We start from the raw sequence: 17936 nt of genomic DNA, 5'->3' as shown, positions 1-17936 counted from the left end.
GTGCCTCAAACCGGGGCGGCTGTCAAAACCGCATCGCCGGTCAGGGGCAGAAAAGGTCGTTGGTGAGTCCGAAAATCATCAGGCTCAGCACGGCGGCCATGCCGATCGCGGTCAAAAGGTTCAGCGCACGATCCGACGGCGGGCGTCCTGTCACGGCCTCCCACGCGTAAAACATCAGATGCCCGCCATCCAGAACCGGGATCGGCAACAGGTTCAAAAAGCCGATCGCCGCGGACAGCACCGCGATCCACCACAGAAAGCTTGCGCCCCCCGCACTGGCCGCCTGCCCGGTGCTTTCGGCAATGCTGATCGCGCCGCCCAGATTGCAGCTGCCGATCTGTCCCGTGATCATCGCCCACAGCCCGGTGATCGAGCCTGCGATGATCTGCCAGGTCTGCCCGATGCCCAGCCAAAGCGCCTCGATCGGGCCGGCGCGGCGCATGGCCGGGGCGAAAAAGCTTTCGCCGCCGGTCACGCCGATCAGCCAGCGCTTTTCGTAACCGCCATCGGCCGCCGGCAGATCCTGTTCCTTCGGGATCAACATATAGTTCGCGACGCCGCTGTCCGGACGCCAGACCTGCAGGGCCAGGGGATTGCCCTGTGCCGCCTCGACCATGTCGCGCATCTGGGTAAAGCGGGTGATGGGCTGATCGTCGATCCCGATGACGACGTCGCCCGCCATCAAACCTGCATCGGCGGCGGCACTGCGCGGTGCCACGCCGCTGATCCGTGCGGGCATCGGGTCCGGACCGGTCACGGTGATTTCCAATCCGTCGCGCAGAACCTGCCAGTCCTGCTGCGGCGCAATCGGCAGCGTATCGACGGCCGCGCCGATATCGGCCCAGCTTTCGACCTTCTGCCCGCCGATACCGGTAATCAGGTCGCCGGGCTGCAACTGGTTCACGATGCCGGGCGGCGCGGGGGAAATCTCCCCGACCTCGACCTGCTGGGTCGGCAAGCCCTGAAACAGCGCGAACCCGCCAAAGATCAGAATCGACAGGATGAAGTTGAAGACCGGTCCCGCCAGCAGGGTCGCGAACCGCGCCCAAAGCGGTGCCCCGGTCAGCGTTTGCCGCAGCAGCGCCGGATCAACCCTGTGCCCCGTGCCCGCGCTTGCGGCATTGGCGTCGCCCAGAAACCGGACATAGCCACCAAGCGGCAGCGCCGCGATCTGCCACAGCGTTCCCCGGCGGTCCCGACGCGAGACAAGACGCGGACCGAAGCCGACGGAAAACACCTCGGCGCGGATGCCCGACAGGCGGCCGATGATGTAATGACCGTATTCATGCACCGTCACGATCACCGCCAGGGCGACCACGAACGAGGCCAGCGTATAGATCGTGCTGCCGAATTGCGGGATCAGGTCTGTCATGCGGCGGCCTCCTGTCTTGCGGCGCGGTCCCAATGCATCACGGTGTCCAGATCGGCGGCATCGAGACTGAAGCCGTCCTTCCCGGACAGGCAGCTCAGGCAGGCCTCGACCCTTGGGGCCATGTCGGTAAAGCGGATGCGCCCGCCGATGAAATCGTCCAGCGCCTGTTCCTTGGCCGCGTTGAACACGGCCCCCGCCATGCCGCCGGCCGCCATCACCTCGCGCGCAAGGCGCAGCGCGGGCCAACGGGTTTCATCGGGCGCGCGGAAGGTCAGACTGCCCATCCGGGCCAGATCCAGCGCGGCCACCGGCAAAGGCGCACGGTCCGGCCAGTTCAGCGCATAGCCGATCGCGTGACGCATATCGGGCGCGCCAAGATGCGCGATGCTGCCACCATCGACATGCGACACAATGGCGTGAATGACCGATTCAGGATGGACCAGAACCTTGATCCTGTCCGCGCCAAGGCCAAAAAATTCCTTGGCCTCAATAACTTCCATCGCCTTGTTGAACATCGAGGCGCTGTCGATCGTGATCCGCTGTCCCATGGCCCAGTTCGGATGGGTCGAAGCCTGTGCAACCGTGGCCGCCGCCAGACGTTCCAAGGGCCAATCGCGGAACGCACCGCCAGAAGCGGTGATGGTCACATCCTTGACCGTTTCTAGATTATCTGACCCAAGTGCCTGAAAAATAGCGGAATGTTCAGAATCAACGGGAAGAATCCGCGCGCCGCTTTCCTTGGCGGCGGCGTGGATCAGCGGCCCGGCACATACAAGCGATTCCTTGTTCGCAAGCGCCAGCACGCCACCCTGGTTCAACGCGGCCAGACCCGGTGCCAATCCGGCCGAACCGACGATCGAGGACAGAACCCAATCCGCAGGGCGCGAGGCCGCCTCGATCAGCGCGGATGGTCCGGCAGCGGCGGCAACGGTGCTGCCCGACAATGCATCACGCAGATCCGACAAAAGGTCCTCATGCGCGGTCACGGCAATCTCGGCCCTCAGTTCACGCGCCATCTGGGCCAGCTTGGCGATATTGCGCCCGCCGGTCAGGGCAACCGTGTGATGGGCCGCAGCGCCGCCCGCGCGGCGGATCAGGTCAACACCGTTCGCGCCGACCGAGCCGGTGGCGCCCAGAATGGAAATGCGTCGCATCTGTCAGTTCACCGCAGGAACGAAGTTCAGGGCCCAGATCAGCATGGTCGCCAGAACCGCGCCCGTCACTGCGTCAAATCGATCCATGAAACCGCCATGACCCGGAATCAGGTTTGAACTGTCCTTGACCCCTGCCCGCCGCTTCAACCAGCTTTCGGCGATATCGCCCAGCTGGCCGGCAAAGCAGACCAGCGGCGACACCCAGATCAGCGAGGCGTCGCCATGACCCGACAGCCACAGCAACACGCCCAGAATGGCCGCGCCGATCCAGCCTGCGACCGTTCCGGACCAGGTTTTCTTGGGGCTAAGCGAGGGCCAGAACTTCGGACCGCCCAGAATGCGGCCGAAGAAGTAACCCGCCGTGTCCGACACGATCACGATCCCCATCAGCCACAGCACGAATGGCAGGCCGAAATCCTCGCGGAAGATCACCAGACCATAGGCAACCAAAAGGATTGCAATGCCGAAAATCGTGTAGGTCCCGCGATCCCGCCTGGCCGCACCGGGCAACCCCGCAAGGATCGGCAGCAACAGCAACAGCCATGCCAGCGGATGGTACAGTACCAGCGCCGCAAGCTGCGACATCCCTGCAATCGCGGCCAAGGCCAGCGGTCGCCATGTCCCGAAGGGTCCGGCATGCAGTTCGGGGTGGCGCCACCCGGTCATGCTGGCCAGTTCCCAGAAGGTGATCGCACAGATCAGCGCCATGCCCAGACGCAGCCAGATCCCGGTGGCCGTGGCCAGCAGAACACCGATGCCCAGAAGAACCACGGTCGAGGCGATGCGCCGCGACAGATCGGCCCATTTGCCGCCACCGGGCTTGTCTATTCGGGAAGCCGGGCTCATACGCCCCCGAAGCGACGCTCGCGCAGGCCAAAGCGGTCAAGGATCGCGCCCAGATGGTCCGGCGTGAAATCGGGCCACAGCGTGGGCGTGAATTCATATTCGGCATAGGCCGCCTGCCAGGGCAGGAAATTCGAGGTGCGCGTCTCGCCCGAGGTGCGGATCACCAGATCGGGATCGGGATGTCCGGCCGTGTCCAGACAGGCCGCGAAGTCGGCCTCTGTCGGTTCGCCGATTTCGCCCCGCGCCACTTTCTGCGACAGGCGACCCGCGGCACGGGTCAATTCGTCACGCCCGCCATAATTGATCGCGACGGTCAGGTTCAGCCGCGTGTTGCCGGCCGTCCGTGCCTCGATCGCGGCCATCAGCGCCTGTAGTTTCGGGTCCAGACGTTCCCGCCCGCCGATGAACCGCATGCGCACGCCCTCGGCGGACATGCCCTCGGCCTCACGCTCGATATAGCGGCGAAAGATCTTCATCAGACCCAGCACCTCTTCGGTCGAGCGTTTCCAGTTCTCGGTCGAGAAGGCGTAGATCGTCAGCCAGTTGACGCCCAGATCCGGGCAGGCCCGGACGATCTGCTTCACCCGCTCGGCCCCGCGCCGATGGCCGACCAGACGCGGCCAGCCGCGTTCGACGGCCCAACGGCCATTGCCGTCCATGATGATGGCGACATGACGCGGTGCGGCTGCGCCCGGGGACGCGACGGCCTGTGCGGTTTCGGCGGCCATTGACGTCCTCAGACCTGCATGATTTCGGCTTGCTTCGATTCCAGCGCCTCATCGACGCTGCCGATCATCTTGTCCGTCAGTTCCTGAACCGCGGTTTCCCAGAACTTCTGATCATCCTCGGGCATGCCATTGGCCTTGCCCTTCTTGACCTGATCCATGCCATCGCGGCGCACGTTGCGGATGGCGACGCGGGCGCTTTCGGCATATTGCGCGGCGACCTTGGTCAGTTCCTTGCGCCGCTCTTCGTTCAGTTCGGGGATCGGCAGCATGATGATCGTGCCATTGGTCTGCGGATTGATGCCCAGACCGCTTTCGCGGATCGCCTTTTCAACCTTGCCGACCATTCCCTTGTCCCAGACGTTCACTGTGACCATGCGCGGTTCGGGGACGTTGACGGTGCCCAGCTGGTTGATCGGGGTCATCTGGCCATAGGCCTCGACCTGGACGGGATCGACCATCGAGGCCGATGCGCGACCGGTGCGCAACGAAGAGAATTCGTGGCGCAGACTGTCCATCGCGCCTTTCATCCGACGTTCCAGATCGTCGATATCGATTTCGATGTCCTCTGCCATGTGGGACTGCCTCTGACTTGAATTTTCACCGCTTGTAACCGCAATGCCGGGTATTGGCAAAGCATTTGCCCGTAAAATGGGCGAGGAAATGCCGGACGGCCAGGGCCTCCGGCAGAACCGTCATTGCCCCGGCGGACGACCCTGCTCGGACAGCCGACGCTCGATCGCCTCAAGCCGTTGCAGGACCTCGTCGCGATAGGCGCCGGTCGCTTCGTTCTCTTCGGCCTGATGGGCATCCTGCATGGAATTGACGATCAGACCGACGACAAGGTTCATCACCGCGAAGGTGGTGACCAGAATGAAGGGCACGAAGAACAGCCACGCATTGGGATAGACCTCCATCACCGGGCGCACGATGCCCATCGACCAGCTTTCCAGCGTCATGATCTGGAACAGCGAATAGGCCGATTCCCCCATCGAACCGAACCATTCGGGAAACGCCCCGCCGAACAGCTTGGTCGCGATGACCGCGAAGATGTAGAAGATGATCCCCATCAGCAGGAACACGCTGGCCATACCGGGAAGCGCGGCCAGGAACCCCTCGACCACGCGACGCAGGCGCGGCGTGACCGAGACGATGCGCAACAGCCGCAGGATCCGCAGCGCCCGCAGCACCGACAGACCGTCCGCTGCCGGAATCAGCGCGATGCCCACGACCAGAAAATCGAAGATGTTCCACCCGTCCCGGAAGAACCCAAGACGGCGGGTATAAAGCTTGGCCGCGATCTCGACCACGAAGATGGCAAGGCACAGGCTGTCCAGAAACAGGATCAGCGGCCCCGCGCTGGCCATGACGGCCGGCGCGGTTTCAAGGCCCAGGATCACGGCGTTGAACAGAATCACCGCCGTGATGAATGTCTGAAAGGCCGGGCCGTGGATCAGCCCGTCGATACGCGCACGCATCCCCAATGCCCTGTCCTAGACGTGAACGCGCGTATAAGTGCCGCGACCTTCGAGGATCGAGCGGAAGCCGCCCGGCTCATCCAGCGAAAAGACCACGATGGGCAGGCGGTTGTCACGGGCCAACGCGATCGCAGAGGCGTCCATCACGCCCAGATGCTTTTGCAGCACCTCGTCATAGCTGACGCTGCCGTAACGCTTGGCGTCGGAATGCTTGGCCGGGTCCTTGTCATAGACCCCATCGACCTTGGTGCCCTTGAAGATGGCTTCGCAGTTCATCTCGTTGGCGCGCAGGGTCGCGGCGGTATCGGTGGTGAAATAGGGGTTCCCGGTGCCTGCGGCGAAGATGATGATCCGCTTTTTTTCAAGGTGGCGGATCGCGCGGCGGCGGATATAGGGCTCGCAGACCTCATCCATGCGGATGGCGCTGATGACACGGCAATGATGGCCCAGGGCCTCCAACGCGGATTGCATCGCCAGCGCGTTCATGACTGTGGCCAGCATGCCCATATAGTCGGCGGTGGTGCGTTCCATCCCCTGGGCGCTGCCCTGCAGGCCGCGGAAGATATTGCCGCCACCGATGACCATGCACACCTCGACCCCCATCTTGGCGACGCTGTCGACCTCGTTGGCGATTCGCGCGACGGTGGGCGGATGCAGGCCGAAACCCTGATCGCCCATCAACGCCTCGCCCGAGATTTTCAGCATCACTCGGCCATATTGGGTGGGCGCTGCGCCCTCTTGATCGGTCATGTCCTGTCCTTTTCCAAAGGGCCGCCCGCTTTCATCGCGCCGCAAAATGTCGCAAAAGACGCGCATGTTCAACCGCCCGGAGCGGCCCATGTCTGATCCCGATCTGTCACAGATCGACCCTTCGCGCCACCTGCTGATTGCAGGACCGACCGCCAGCGGGAAATCCGCGCTGGCGCTTGCCGTCGCACAGGCACAGGGCGGTCTGATCGTGAATGCCGACGCGTTGCAGGTCTGGTCCTGCTGGCGCGTCCTGACCGCGCGCCCCCCGGCTCGGGACGAGGCGCTGGCCCCCCACCGGCTGTACGGGCATGTGACGCCGGATCGCAGCTATTCGGTCGGGGACTGGCTGCGCGATGTGGCGGCGCTGATGGATCAGCGGCTGATCATCGTCGGCGGAACCGGCCTGTATCTGACGGCGCTGACGCAGGGCCTTGCCTATGTCCCGCCGACGCCGCCGCAGGTCCGGCAGGATGGCGACGCGCTGCTGCGTCAGGATGGCGGGCTTTCGCGGATGGTGGCCGACCTGGACCCGATGACGCGCGACAGGATCGACACCCGCAACCCCGCCCGTGTCCAGCGCGCGTGGGAGGTTCTGCGCGCCACCGGCCGCGGGTTGGCCGAATGGCAGGCCGACACGCCACCGCCCCTGATCGCGGCGGCCGACAGCCAGCGCCTGCTGATCACGACGGATCGTGACTGGCTGGCCGACCGCATCGCCCGTCGCTTCGACCAGATGATGGATCAGGGCGCGCTGGACGAGGCCCGCGCCCTGTTCCCCGACTGGAACCCGGACCGGCAATGGGCCCGCGCGATCGGTGCCCCAGAACTGATCGCGCATCTGCGTGGCGAAACCGATCTGGCCACCGCAACCCAGCGGGCGATCATCGCAACGCGGCAATATGCCAAATCGCAGCGGATCTGGTTTCGCGGGCGGATGAAAAGCTGGGATCGCTGGCCGGTGGGACCGGCACATTAAAGCCACACCGCACCCGCCTACGCGCGGATCACGGGGAACTTTATTGCAACAAAGCCGCTTATAGGCGAAAATTCGCTTATTCGGCTTTGAGGGAATGGTTCCGCATGGCAACGCATGACGCAGGCAGTTTCAGGAACGGGTTTCCGTTTTCTGCCAGCCCGTTCGGCAAGAATGCCGGTTGGGCAAGTGTTGGCGGCCCGCGCCCCGATCCCGGCGCGGCCAAGGTAACGGATGGCAGTATCCCCGAAGGTCATGCGCCGGTTTTCGCCGACCCCGCGCCCCGTCTGCAGAACATCGCCCCCGCCGCCCCGAACTCGGTCGCGCTGCCCACAAGCAGACCCTATGCGCAGCGCCCGATCGCACGTCAGACGGGATTGCGGCTGCTGCCGCTTGGCAGCTTCGTCTGGGGCGCGAAAGGCAACCCGCCCCAGCCACGCACGCGCAGCGACCACAGCCTGATCTGGGTGACGCGCGGGTATGCACAGTTGGATCTGCCGCGCAAGGAACGGCTGCTGGCGCCCGATACGGTCTGCTTCATCCCCGCCGGCACGGCCTTCGCCTTCCTTCCCCGCGCCGGGGCCGAGGGGCAGGTCATGCTGCTGGCCCCTCAGATGGCGCAGGACAACGATCCGCCCTTTCCCGCCCGGATGATCGCGGGCATGGCGGGCGACGAGGGCGCCGCGCTGCACCTGACGCTGCACGAATTGTCGATCGAAACCGCCCGCAATGCCGGCGCGGCGGGAATGCATTGCCTGCTGGGGATGCTGGCGCTGCTGCTGGGCCGGTTGCAGCCGTTGATCGCAACGCCGGATCGCGCGACAATGCCGCAGCGCGATCGCAGCCTGTTGGAACGGTTCATGAACCTGGCGGGATCGCGCCTGAAGCAAGGCATCACCATTGCCGATCTGGCCGAAGAACTGGGCACGACATCGGCGGCGCTGGATCATGCCTGCCAGTCGGGGCGCGGCAAGCGGGCCATCGACCTGATACATCAGATCCGGCTGGAAATGGCGGTGCAGGCGCTGCGCGAAACGCGCCACAGCCCGGCCCAGATCGCGCGGGATTTCGGCTATGCAAGCCATACCCATTTCACCCGCGCCTTCGTGGCCGCCACCGGCCGCACCCCCGAGGCGTTCCGGGCTCAGTCCTCGTCCTGATCCACCTCGTCCTGACGCCCCCTGAAACCGGTGGCGACGACGAATTTCTCGGATGAATCGCTGCGGCTTGCGGGCGGCTTCACATTGGCGACCTTGGTAAAGTTGCGCTTCAGCATCGCCTGCATTTCCGTCTCGGCGCCGCCTGCCAGAACCTTGGCGACGAAGGTGCCGCCCGGTTCAAGCACATCGAAGGCCAGCTGCGCCGCCGCCTCGACCAGCGCGACGATGCGCAGGTGGTCGGTGCCCTTGTGCCCCGACGAAGATGCCGCCATGTCGGACATCACCACATCCGCAGGCCCGCCCAGCCATTCCTTGACCAGATCGTCGGCCCCGTCGGATAGAAAATCCAACTGATGGATCTCGGCCCCGGCGATGGGATCGACCTCTTGCAGGTCCAGGCCCAGAACGCGGCCGACCTTCTTGCCCGATTTCTCGCCAAGCGCATTCACGCGGGCCACGGCCACCTGACACCAGCCGCCGGGCGCGCATCCCAGATCGACGACCCGGGCGCCGGGAACCAGAAAGCGATACTTGTCGTCCAGTTCCAGAATCTTGTACGCCGCGCGCCCGCGATAGCCCTCGCGCTTGGCGCGGGCCACATAGGGATCGTTCAGCTGCCGTTCCAGCCACAGCTTGGACGACATCTTGCGCCCCTTGGCGGTCTTGACGCGAACCTTCAGGTCGCGTTGTCCACGGCCGCTGGTCTTGCCCGCGCGGCTGTTTGGTTCCTTGCTCATCATGCCACTCCGTTCAGGCCGTCTGGCGTCAGCACCCCATCGCGCACCATCTGGGCATAAAGCAACCCCTCGCGAAGGCCGCGATCCGCGACGGAAAGTCGATTTGTCGGCCAGACCCGCATCAGGGTCTGCAAAATCGCCGCGCCGGACATGATCAGCGCATGCCGTTCGCGTCCGATGCGCGGGTCCTGCCGCCGCCCATCCGGCCCCAATGCCAGATAGGAATGAATGACCCGGTCGATCTGTTCGGTCGTCATCTCCAAACCGTCAACCTTGGTGCGGTCATAGCGGCGCAGCCCAAGATGGCTGGCCGCGACCGTCGTCACCGTCCCCGAGGTTCCGATGATCTGAAACCCCTCATCAGGGGCGCCGTCGGCATAGGGGGCGAAATCGGCCAGCATTTCCTCGAAATACCAGCTCATCAGGGCAAAGCGGCCCTGATCGTCCTCGACATCGGCGAACTGGTCGCGCAGCGTCGCCACACCCAGCGGCACGCTGATCCAGTCCACGACCCGCGCCCCGCCCGGCTGCGGATTTCCGAACCCGTCCGACAGCCGCATGATCGCGCGCGACCGTTCCTTGGGCTCGACATCTTCAAGGTCGATCCAGACCAGTTCGGTCGAACCGCCGCCGATATCGACGACCAGCAAGGTGTCGGTGCTGTGACTGACCAGGGGCGCGCAGGAAATCACCGCAAGCCGCGCTTCCTCCTCGGCGCCGATGATTTCAACGGGCAGGCCGGTTTCGCGGCGGATCGTGCGCAGGAAATCGCGGCTGTTGCGCGCGCGGCGGCAGGCCTCGGTCGCGACCATGCGCATCTTGCGGACACGGTGCTGATCCAGCTTGCGCCGACAGACCTGCAATGCGTGGACCGTACGCGCCATCGAACTGCGGGACAGACGCCCCGAAGCTTCCAGCCCATGCCCAAGCTGCACGGGCTTGGAAAAGCTGTCGATGACCTGAAACTGACTGCCGCGCGGTCGCGCAATCAGCATCCGGCACGAATTTGTGCCAAGATCCAGGGCCGCATAAAGCGCCCCGTCCTCGGTTTGGCGGGTGACCGGAGGCTCAACCGTTAATTTCGGGAACGCGTCCTCACCCGCAGGACGCCTGGGCGCCATAGCACACGCCCTCCGATAGCAAGTTGATCTAAAGTTAACCTGCCGTTTCACGGCGTTCAAGGGCGCGCGAGGGCCCTGACCGCAAAGCAGGATCGCAGCCGAGGCCGCCGCCCTGCGTTTCCCCGCGCAATCGGGCAACGGAGCTGTGGGAAATCGCGGGCTTGTGACTGTCGCGCTTGACGCGTCGCGCAGGTCGCGGCAAGCAGCCAGCATGATCGACATTCGGCCAGTGGCCCATTCCATCGGAAAAATCATCACGGCCCTGGGCGTGGCCATGGCGCTGCCGATGGCGGTGGATTGGTGGCAGGGCAATCCGCACTGGACGGTCTTTCTGGAGGCAGGGGCGGTCACCGTCGCCATCGGACTGCTGATCACCGTGGCAACGCGCGGCGACCAACAGTCGCTGAACATCCAGCAGGCCTTTCTGATCACATCCGGTCTGTGGGCGGTGCTGCCGGTCTTTGGCGCGATCCCCTTCGTGATCGGTGAACCCCATGCCAGCCTGACCGACGCCTATTTCGAGGCGATGTCGGGCGTCACCACAACCGGCACGACCGCCTTCCCCGAACTGGATCGCCTGTCCTACGGCGTCCACCTTTGGCGCACCATCCTGCATTGGAGCGGCGGCCTGGGCATCGTCGTCGTCGCGATGGTCTTTCTGCCGGTGATGAAGGTCGGCGGCATGCAGTTCTTCCGGTCCGAAGGGTTCGACACGCTTGGCAAGATCCTGCCCCGCGCGGGCGAAATCGCGGCCGAGATGACGCGCATCTACCTGCTGCTGACTGCGGCCTGCATCCTGACCTATATCCTTCTGGGCATGACTGGCTATGACGCCATCGTCCACGCGCTCAGCACCGTGTCGACCGGCGGGTTTTCCAGCTATGATGCCAGCTTCGGGGCGTTTCTGGGGCCGCTGGAATGGGCCGCCTCGATCTTCATGGTGCTGGCCTCGATCCCGTTCATCCGCATGGTGCAGGTCATGCGCGGCAGCTTTACCCCGATCTGGCAGGACACCCAGATCCGGGCCTATCTGCGCTGGATCTTCTATGCCTGCGCGATCATCGTGCTGTATCGCCTGCTGGTGATGAAACAGGGCGATCATCCGCTGGAGGTGATGCGCGAGACGGTGTTCAACACGATCTCGACCTTTTCGGGGACGGGCTTTGCCTCGACCGACATGATGGCATGGGGGCACCTGCCCTTCACCGTGCTGATCATCTGCGGGCTGATCGGGGGCTGCACCGGATCGACCGGCTGTTCGGTCAAGGTGTTCCGCTATCTGGTGCTGTGGCAGGCCGTGCGCGCCCAGATCCGGCGCATGCATTCGCCCCATCGCGTCTATCCGCTGCGCTATGAAGGGCGCCCGCTGGACAAGGATATCGTCGATTCGGTCATGGCCTTCTTCACCCTGTTCATGCTGACCTTCGGGCTGCTGATCGTCGGCTTGTCGCTGACCGGTCTGCACCCGAAAACGGCGCTGACGGCCGCCTGGACCGCCATCGCCAATGTCGGGCCGACCTGGGGCCCCGAAGTGACCTCGAACGGGTCCATCGCCGAATTTCCCACCGCGGCGAAATGGATGATGATCGTGGGCATGTATCTGGGCCGCCTGGAACTGATCTCGGCGCTGGTACTGCTGATGCCCAAATTCTGGCGCGGTTAGCCGTCGGGCATCGTCGCGCTGTCGGCCGCCGGGATCCGCTGGAACGAGTCGCTGATCTCGGCCGCGATGCGACGCTGGTTCTGGGGATCATCCGCCGGCCAGATCAAGACAAAGCCCTGGGCGCGGCCATCGCGGACCCAGCCTTCGGCAAGCCCGTGATGTTCCGCGTTTCGGCCTTCCAGCCGGATATGCCCGCGTTCGATCTTTCGGTCCGGGTTCGGCACCCAGCCAAGCGCCGTGACCAGGCCGCCAAGGTCCTGCAATTCCTGCTGGCCGCCCGCCCGATCGAACAGGATCAGCGCACTGCCCGAGTCATTTCTGGGGCCATAGATCGACAGCACACGCTCGACCCGGTCGAATTGCAGCCGGTCCATGGGTGCGACGACCGACAGACCCGTGTGATCGTCGCGCAATTCGACCAGACCCATCTGATCGCGCCACGCCGCCCGCCGTTCCAGCAGTTTCCGCATCGCGCCCGGCACGTCGGGGGCCAGTCGTTCGGCCATGATTTCGGCCTGCATCGCCGCGCGGGTCTGGGGACCGGATTTGCCGTCGATGTCGCCATCGTAATGGCCCGCCCATCGCAGCGCCTTCTGAACCTGATCCAGGGGCGGCATCTGCGCGGCATCGCCCGGTGCGGGCAGGTCCAGCGCGGTGCCGGGCGTCACCTCCTGGCCCAGATCGGCAGCGACCGTGGTAAAGGCGTCTTTAGGCAGCAGCCCACCATCTCGAAACGCCGACAGCCATGCCCGCGCGGTCGCGTCCTGCATCGGCCCAAGCGTCACGGCGAACCAGCCATTCGGCAATTGCCACAAGCCTGCCTCCGGGAAGGTCTGACGCCATTGGGCCAGAACGGCATCGGCATCCTCGCGATTCCTGCGGGCATCCAGCCGGATATGCGTGCCGGGCGGCACCGGGGTCGCGACCACCGTCTCCGGCGCTGCATCGGTGGCGTCATCGCCCGGAACCGGCGTCAGACCGGGTGCCGCGGCCGCGACGAAGCTGTCGGACGGGATCTGACCGGCCGCCCGCAATTGCCGCAGACGCGCCTCGGCCCCCGCCTGCGGCATCGGACCCAGCGCAATGCCGATCCAGTCGCCCGACAGCGGAAATGTCACCACATCCTCGAACCGGTCCCGCCAGCCCTGCGCCGCAATCGTCGCCGCCTCGCTGCCGCGCTTTGCCTCGATCCGGATCACCGCATCCTGCGCAAAGCCCGCAACCGGCATCAGGGCCGCCAGTATCGCACCCGAAAAACGCCGCATTCCTGCCTCCTTCCCCGTTGCATCCCGCATCTGGCGTACGGGCCTTTATTGACCCTGTCCAAAGCCACGCCTAGAAGGCGCGAGACGCCTTGGACCGATCTATGCAAAAGGATGGCCATATGACCAGCCCCAACCGACCGCGCAGCTTTCAGGAAATCATCCTGCGGCTGCAAAACTACTGGGCTGCACAAGGATGCGCCGTTTTGCAGCCCTATGACATGGAGGTGGGCGCGGGCACCTTCCACCCGGCGACCACGCTGCGCTCGCTTGGGGGCAAGTCATGGGCCGCGGCCTATGTGCAACCCTCGCGCCGCCCGACCGATGGCCGCTATGGCGAAAACCCGAACCGCCTGCAGCACTACTACCAGTATCAGGTCATCATCAAACCCAGCCCCCCGAACCTGCAGGATCTGTATCTGGGCAGCCTGCGCGCGATCGGACTGGACCCGATGATCCACGATGTCCGCTTCGTCGAGGATGACTGGGAAAGCCCGACCCTTGGCGCCTGGGGCCTTGGCTGGGAAGTCTGGTGCGACGGCATGGAAGTCAGCCAGTTCACTTATTTCCAGCAGGTCGGCGGCCATGACTGCAAACCGGTCTCGGGCGAACTGACCTACGGTCTGGAACGTCTGGCGATGTATGTCCTGGGGGTCGAGCATGTGATGGACATGCCCTTCAACGATCCCGACGCGCCCATCGCGCTGACCTATGGTGATATCTTCCGCCAGACCGAACAGGAATATTCGCGCTGGAATTTCGATCAGGCCGATACCGACATGCTGTTCCAGCATTTCAAGGATGCCGAGGCCGAATGCGCCCGGATCCTGGCCGCCGCCGAAACCGACAATGCGGGCCGCCGCATCCCGATGGCGCATCCCGCCTATGATCAGGCGATCAAGGCCAGCCATCTGTTCAACCTGCTGGACGCGCGCGGCGTGATCTCGGTCACCGAACGTCAGGCCTATATCGGCCGGGTCCGGGCGCTGGCCAAGGCCTGTGCAGACCTGTTCCTGACCACCGATGCCGCAGGGGCCAGCGCGTGACCGGCAAGATCGCCGCCATTGCCCTGATCCTCGCCGCGCTCGGCGCCGGGGTCGGCATGTGGTATGCGCAGGAATACGGCTTCTACGACCGCATCCCCGCCGACAGCCCGCGGGCACAGGTGATGCTGCAAACCGCCGATGGTGCGGTGCCCCTGACCGCAATCGGGTTCGAGGGCATCGATGCCGACAGCTCGCCCCTGCGCTGGCGTGCCTGCTTTCGTGTCGAAGGCGGGCTGCCCGACGGCGCCCAGCCCTTCGACGCCCCCACCCCCCTGATCGGACCCAACTGGTTCGACTGCTATGACGCCGAACAGATCGGTCAGGACCTTGAAACCGGCGCCGCCCGCGCCGTCCTCAGCCAGTCCGAGATCCGCCCCGACGTGGATCGCGTGCTGGCCGTCTATCCCGACGGCCGCATCTTTGGCTGGCACCAATTCAACGACAAGACCCCGGAACGCGGAGTGATGGACTGATGCCCGATTTGCTGATCGAACTCTTTTCCGAGGAAATCCCCGCCCGCATGCAGGCCCGCGCGCGCGAGGATCTGAAACGCCTGGTCACCGACGGCCTGGTCGAGGCCGGGCTGACCTATGCCAGCGCGGGCGCGTTCAGCACCCCGCGCCGCCTGACCCTGACCATCGAAGGCCTCAGCGCCGGCAGCCCCACCACCCGCGAGGAACGCAAGGGCCCGCGCACCGACGCCCCCGAAAAGGCGCTGGAAGGCTTTCTGCGCTCGACCGGCCTGACCCGCGATCAGCTTGAGGCCCGCGACGACAAGAAGGGCCAGGTCTGGTTCGCCACCATCGAAAAGCCGGGCCGCCCCGCCGATCAGATCGTGGCCGAGGTGCTGGACGGCACGATCCGCAACTTCCCCTGGCCGAAATCCATGCGCTGGGGCGCAGGCGCGATGCGCTGGGTCCGCCCGCTGCATTCGATCATCTGCCTGCTCAGCGACGATTCCGGCGCCACCGTCGTTCCCCTGACGATCGAAGGCATCACCGCTGGCGACAGCACGCGCGGCCACCGCTTCATGGCCCCCGACGCCTTCTCCGTCACCGGATTTGACGATTACGCCGCCAAGCTGCGCCGCGCTCGCGTCATGCTGGACCCCGCCGAACGCGAAGCCGCCATCCGCCAGCAGGCCGAAAACCTCGCTTTCGCACGCGGCTGGGACATCGTCCCCGATGACGCCCTGATGACCGAGGTCGCGGGCCTCGTCGAATGGCCCGTGCCGCTGATGGGCGTGATCGAGGACCGCTTCCTCGACCTGCCCCCCGAGGTGCTGCAAACCTCGATGAAGGAACACCAGAAATTCTTCTCGGCCAAGAACCCAAAGACTGGCCGGATCGAGGGTTTCGTCACCGTCGCCAATATCGAGACACCCGATGATGGCGCAACGATCCTCGCCGGCAATCAGCGCGTTCTGGCCGCCCGCCTGTCGGATGCCGCCTTCTTCTATGAGAACGACCTGCGCGAGGCGAAATCGGGAATGGACACCTGGGCCCAGGGCCTGAATTCCGTGACCTTCCACAACAAGCTGGGCAGCCAGGCCGACCGCATCGCCCGCATCGCGGCGCTGTCGCGCGACATCGCCCCGCTGGTCGGCGCCGACCCCGATCAGGCCGAACTGGCCGCGAAACTGGCCAAACTTGACCTGCGCAGCGCCATGGTCGGCGAGTTTCCGGAACTGCAAGGCACCATGGGCCGCTATTACGCGCTTGCCGCAGGCCATCCCGAAGCCGTCGCCGACGCCGCCCGCGATCATTATTCGCCGCTGGGACCCTCCGACGCCGTGCCCACCGCCCCCGTCTCTGTCGCCGTCGCACTGGCCGACAAGATTGATACGCTGACCGGATTCTGGGCGATTGATGAGAAGCCGACGGGATCGAAGGACCCATTCGCCCTACGGCGGGCGGCGTTGGGGACCATTCGGTTGACTAGCGGAAACAATTTGAGGCTCTCACTCGAGAAAATTTTCCTTTTCGCGACCGGTTCGCTATTCAGTCTCAGCCGAGCGGAGCAATATCTTCAACGAGGCGGAGACCAGCGGATCCGCGATTTCCTGAATGGTCTTTGCGCAGACAATCTCCACTCAGGTGCCTCGACCGGATCAATCGACGAAGGGCCAGCCGCGAAATCGGCTGCATTGCTGGAATCGGCCAATAGGAACGATCAGAACCTGAGTGACTACGTAACGATGGTCCGCGCCATCGTTAGCAAGGCTTCCGCCGACCTCCTCGCCTTCCTCCACGACCGCTTGAAAGTCCATCTCCGCGACCAAGGCATCCGCCACGACATCATCGACGCCGTCCTTGCCCAACCGGGCAATGACGACCTCGTGCTGGTCGTGAACCGCGCCACAGCGCTGAACGACATGATGGCGACCGAAAACGGCCGGAACCTGACTCAGGGCCTGAAACGCGCCAGCAACATCCTGACCCAGGCCGAGGAAAAGGACGGCGTCGAATACAGCTTCGGGGCCGATGTGAAATTCGCCGAAACCGACGAGGAACGCGCCCTCTTCGCCGCCCTCGACACCGCCGAACCCGCGATCAGACAGGCCACCGCGTCCGAGGATTTCCCCGCCGCCATGACCGCCATCGCGGCCCTGCGCGCCCCCATCGACGCCTTCTTCGAAGCAGTTCAGGTCAACAGCGACAACCAGATCGTCCGCCGCAACCGCCTGAACCTGCTCAGCCGCATCCGCGAGGCCGGCCGCCAGATCGCCGATTTCACCCGCATCGAGGGCTGACCTCCGCCACATCGCAAAACCGAAAGGGCCGAAGGTGTCTCCACCCTCGGCCCTTCTTCTTTGTCGAAATACCCCGGGGGTCCGGGGGCTGGCCCCCGGCGCCGAAATCAGACCACCCGATCGACCATCATATGCTTGATCGAGGCAATCGCCTTCGCCGGGTTCAGCCCCTTCGGGCAGGTGTTGGTGCAGTTCATGATCGTGTGGCAACGATACAGCTTGAACGGATCTTCCAGCTCGTCCAGACGCTCGCCCGTGGCCTCGTCACGGCTGTCGATGATCCAGCGATAGGCATGCAGCAACGCGGCCGGGCCCAGATACCGATCGCCGTTCCACCAATAGCTGGGGCACGAGGTCGAACAGGACGCGCACAGGATGCACTCGTAAAGACCGTCCAGCTTCTTGCGATCCTCGATCGACTGCTTCCATTCTTTGCCCGGCGTGGGCGATTTGGTGATCAGATAGGGATTCACGCTGGCATGCTGGGCATAGAAATGCGTCAGGTCGGGGATCAGGTCCTTCACCACCGGCATATGCGGCAGCGGATAGATCGCCACATCACCCTGCACCTCGTCGATACCAAAGATGCAGGCCAAACGGTTGCCGCCATCGATGACCATGGCGCAGGACCCGCAGATCCCTTCGCGGCAGGACCGGCGGAAGGACAGGGTCGGGTCGATCTCGGACTTGATCTTGATCAGCGCATCCAGAACCATCGGGCCGCATTTGTCCAGATCGACGAAATACGTATCCAGACGCGGGTTTTCCCCGGCCTCCGGATCCCAGCGATAGATCTGGAATTTCTTCACATTGGTCGCGCCCTCGGGCTTGGGCCAGGTCTTGCCGACCCGGATCTGGCTGTTCTTGGGAAGCGTGAACTGGACCATGGGTGCTCCT

Annotated in this window: 17 protein-coding genes; 6 read left to right on the top strand and 11 right to left on the bottom strand. The window is 64.6% G+C overall.

From position 1 onward, the window contains the following. Positions 1 to 40: 40 nt before the first annotated feature. The 7 genes from rseP to pyrH form a co-directional block, all read right to left on the bottom strand. Complete coding sequence (gene rseP / locus BMX67_RS10305; protein ID WP_090734639.1) at positions 41 to 1372, bottom strand: RIP metalloprotease RseP; 1332 nt, start codon at positions 1370 to 1372, stop codon at positions 41 to 43. After that, positions 1369 to 2526, bottom strand: a complete 1158-nt coding sequence (gene dxr / locus BMX67_RS10300; protein WP_090734637.1) for a 1-deoxy-D-xylulose-5-phosphate reductoisomerase — start codon at positions 2524 to 2526, stop codon at positions 1369 to 1371. Before dxr ends, rseP begins: the two co-directional genes overlap by 4 nt. A 3-nt stretch (positions 2527 to 2529) precedes the next feature. Further along, complete coding sequence (locus BMX67_RS10295) at positions 2530 to 3372, bottom strand: phosphatidate cytidylyltransferase (protein ID WP_090734635.1); 843 nt, start codon at positions 3370 to 3372, stop codon at positions 2530 to 2532. Next, positions 3369 to 4100, bottom strand: coding sequence for a polyprenyl diphosphate synthase (gene uppS / locus BMX67_RS10290; RefSeq protein WP_090734633.1), 732 nt, complete (start codon positions 4098 to 4100; stop codon positions 3369 to 3371). The genes BMX67_RS10295 and uppS overlap by 4 nt, the downstream gene beginning before the upstream one ends. An 8-nt stretch (positions 4101 to 4108) precedes the next feature. Further along, positions 4109 to 4672: a ribosome recycling factor gene (gene frr / locus BMX67_RS10285; protein ID WP_090734631.1), complete on the bottom strand. Its 564-nt coding sequence runs from the start codon at positions 4670 to 4672 to the stop codon at positions 4109 to 4111. 120 nt (positions 4673 to 4792) lie between these two features. Beyond that, on the bottom strand, positions 4793 to 5575 hold the full coding sequence (locus tag BMX67_RS10280; protein ID WP_090734629.1) for an ion transporter: 783 nt from the start codon (positions 5573 to 5575) through the stop codon (positions 4793 to 4795). A 15-nt stretch (positions 5576 to 5590) separates the two neighbouring features. Further along, complete coding sequence (pyrH, locus tag BMX67_RS10275; RefSeq protein WP_090734627.1) at positions 5591 to 6325, bottom strand: UMP kinase; 735 nt, start codon at positions 6323 to 6325, stop codon at positions 5591 to 5593. An 88-nt stretch (positions 6326 to 6413) separates the two neighbouring features. Here pyrH and miaA point away from each other — a divergent pair, with 88 nt between their 5' ends. Continuing rightward, positions 6414 to 7301: a tRNA (adenosine(37)-N6)-dimethylallyltransferase MiaA gene (gene miaA, locus BMX67_RS10270; protein ID WP_090734784.1), complete on the top strand. Its 888-nt coding sequence runs from the start codon at positions 6414 to 6416 to the stop codon at positions 7299 to 7301. A gap of 104 nt (positions 7302 to 7405) precedes the next feature. Continuing rightward, on the top strand, positions 7406 to 8458 hold the full coding sequence (locus BMX67_RS10265; RefSeq protein ID WP_090734626.1) for a helix-turn-helix domain-containing protein: 1053 nt from the start codon (positions 7406 to 7408) through the stop codon (positions 8456 to 8458). Here BMX67_RS10265 and BMX67_RS10260 read toward each other — a convergent pair. Beyond that, positions 8443 to 9195 (bottom strand): RlmE family RNA methyltransferase, encoded by a 753-nt coding sequence (locus BMX67_RS10260; protein ID WP_090734624.1) that lies wholly within the window; start codon positions 9193 to 9195, stop codon positions 8443 to 8445. The two genes, BMX67_RS10265 and BMX67_RS10260, sit on opposite strands and share 16 nt — an antisense overlap. Then, the gene (locus BMX67_RS10255) at positions 9195 to 10316 is read right to left on the bottom strand and encodes a Ppx/GppA phosphatase family protein (protein ID WP_090734622.1); all 1122 of its coding nucleotides are present in this window, start codon (positions 10314 to 10316) and stop codon (positions 9195 to 9197) included. The genes BMX67_RS10260 and BMX67_RS10255 overlap by 1 nt, the downstream gene beginning before the upstream one ends. 211 nt (positions 10317 to 10527) lie before the next feature. Between BMX67_RS10255 and BMX67_RS10250 the strand changes: the two genes are divergently transcribed. Continuing rightward, positions 10528 to 11979 carry a TrkH family potassium uptake protein gene (locus tag BMX67_RS10250; RefSeq protein WP_090734621.1) on the top strand — a complete coding sequence of 484 codons (1452 nt, stop codon included), beginning with the start codon at positions 10528 to 10530 and terminating at the stop codon, positions 11977 to 11979. Here the strand turns inward: BMX67_RS10250 and BMX67_RS10245 are convergent. Next, positions 11976 to 13244: a peptidoglycan-binding domain-containing protein gene (locus tag BMX67_RS10245; protein WP_090734619.1), complete on the bottom strand. Its 1269-nt coding sequence runs from the start codon at positions 13242 to 13244 to the stop codon at positions 11976 to 11978. The genes BMX67_RS10250 and BMX67_RS10245 overlap by 4 nt on opposite strands. A 119-nt stretch (positions 13245 to 13363) precedes the next feature. On the opposite strand from BMX67_RS10245, the gene BMX67_RS10240 reads away from it, so the two are divergent. Genes BMX67_RS10240 through glyS form a run of 3 tightly spaced genes read left to right on the top strand, consistent with a single transcriptional unit; the run spans position 13364 to position 17039 of the window. Then, complete coding sequence (locus BMX67_RS10240) at positions 13364 to 14287, top strand: glycine--tRNA ligase subunit alpha (protein WP_090734618.1); 924 nt, start codon at positions 13364 to 13366, stop codon at positions 14285 to 14287. Continuing rightward, positions 14284 to 14760 (top strand): DUF6446 family protein, encoded by a 477-nt coding sequence (locus tag BMX67_RS10235; RefSeq protein ID WP_090734616.1) that lies wholly within the window; start codon positions 14284 to 14286, stop codon positions 14758 to 14760. Before BMX67_RS10240 ends, BMX67_RS10235 begins: the two co-directional genes overlap by 4 nt. After that, positions 14760 to 17039 (top strand): glycine--tRNA ligase subunit beta, encoded by a 2280-nt coding sequence (glyS, locus tag BMX67_RS10230; RefSeq protein WP_090734615.1) that lies wholly within the window; start codon positions 14760 to 14762, stop codon positions 17037 to 17039. Before BMX67_RS10235 ends, glyS begins: the two co-directional genes overlap by 1 nt. 107 nt (positions 17040 to 17146) lie before the next feature. Here the strand turns inward: glyS and BMX67_RS10225 are convergent, their stop codons facing one another. Then, positions 17147 to 17926 carry a succinate dehydrogenase iron-sulfur subunit gene (locus BMX67_RS10225; protein ID WP_090734613.1) on the bottom strand — a complete coding sequence of 260 codons (780 nt, stop codon included), beginning with the start codon at positions 17924 to 17926 and terminating at the stop codon, positions 17147 to 17149. Between the last annotated feature and the right edge of the window lie 10 nt (positions 17927 to 17936).

Origin of the sequence: Paracoccus homiensis (assembly GCF_900111675.1) — a bacterium.
GTDB lineage: Bacteria > Pseudomonadota > Alphaproteobacteria > Rhodobacterales > Rhodobacteraceae > Paracoccus > Paracoccus homiensis.
This window is presented reverse-complemented; position numbering and strand designations above follow the sequence as displayed.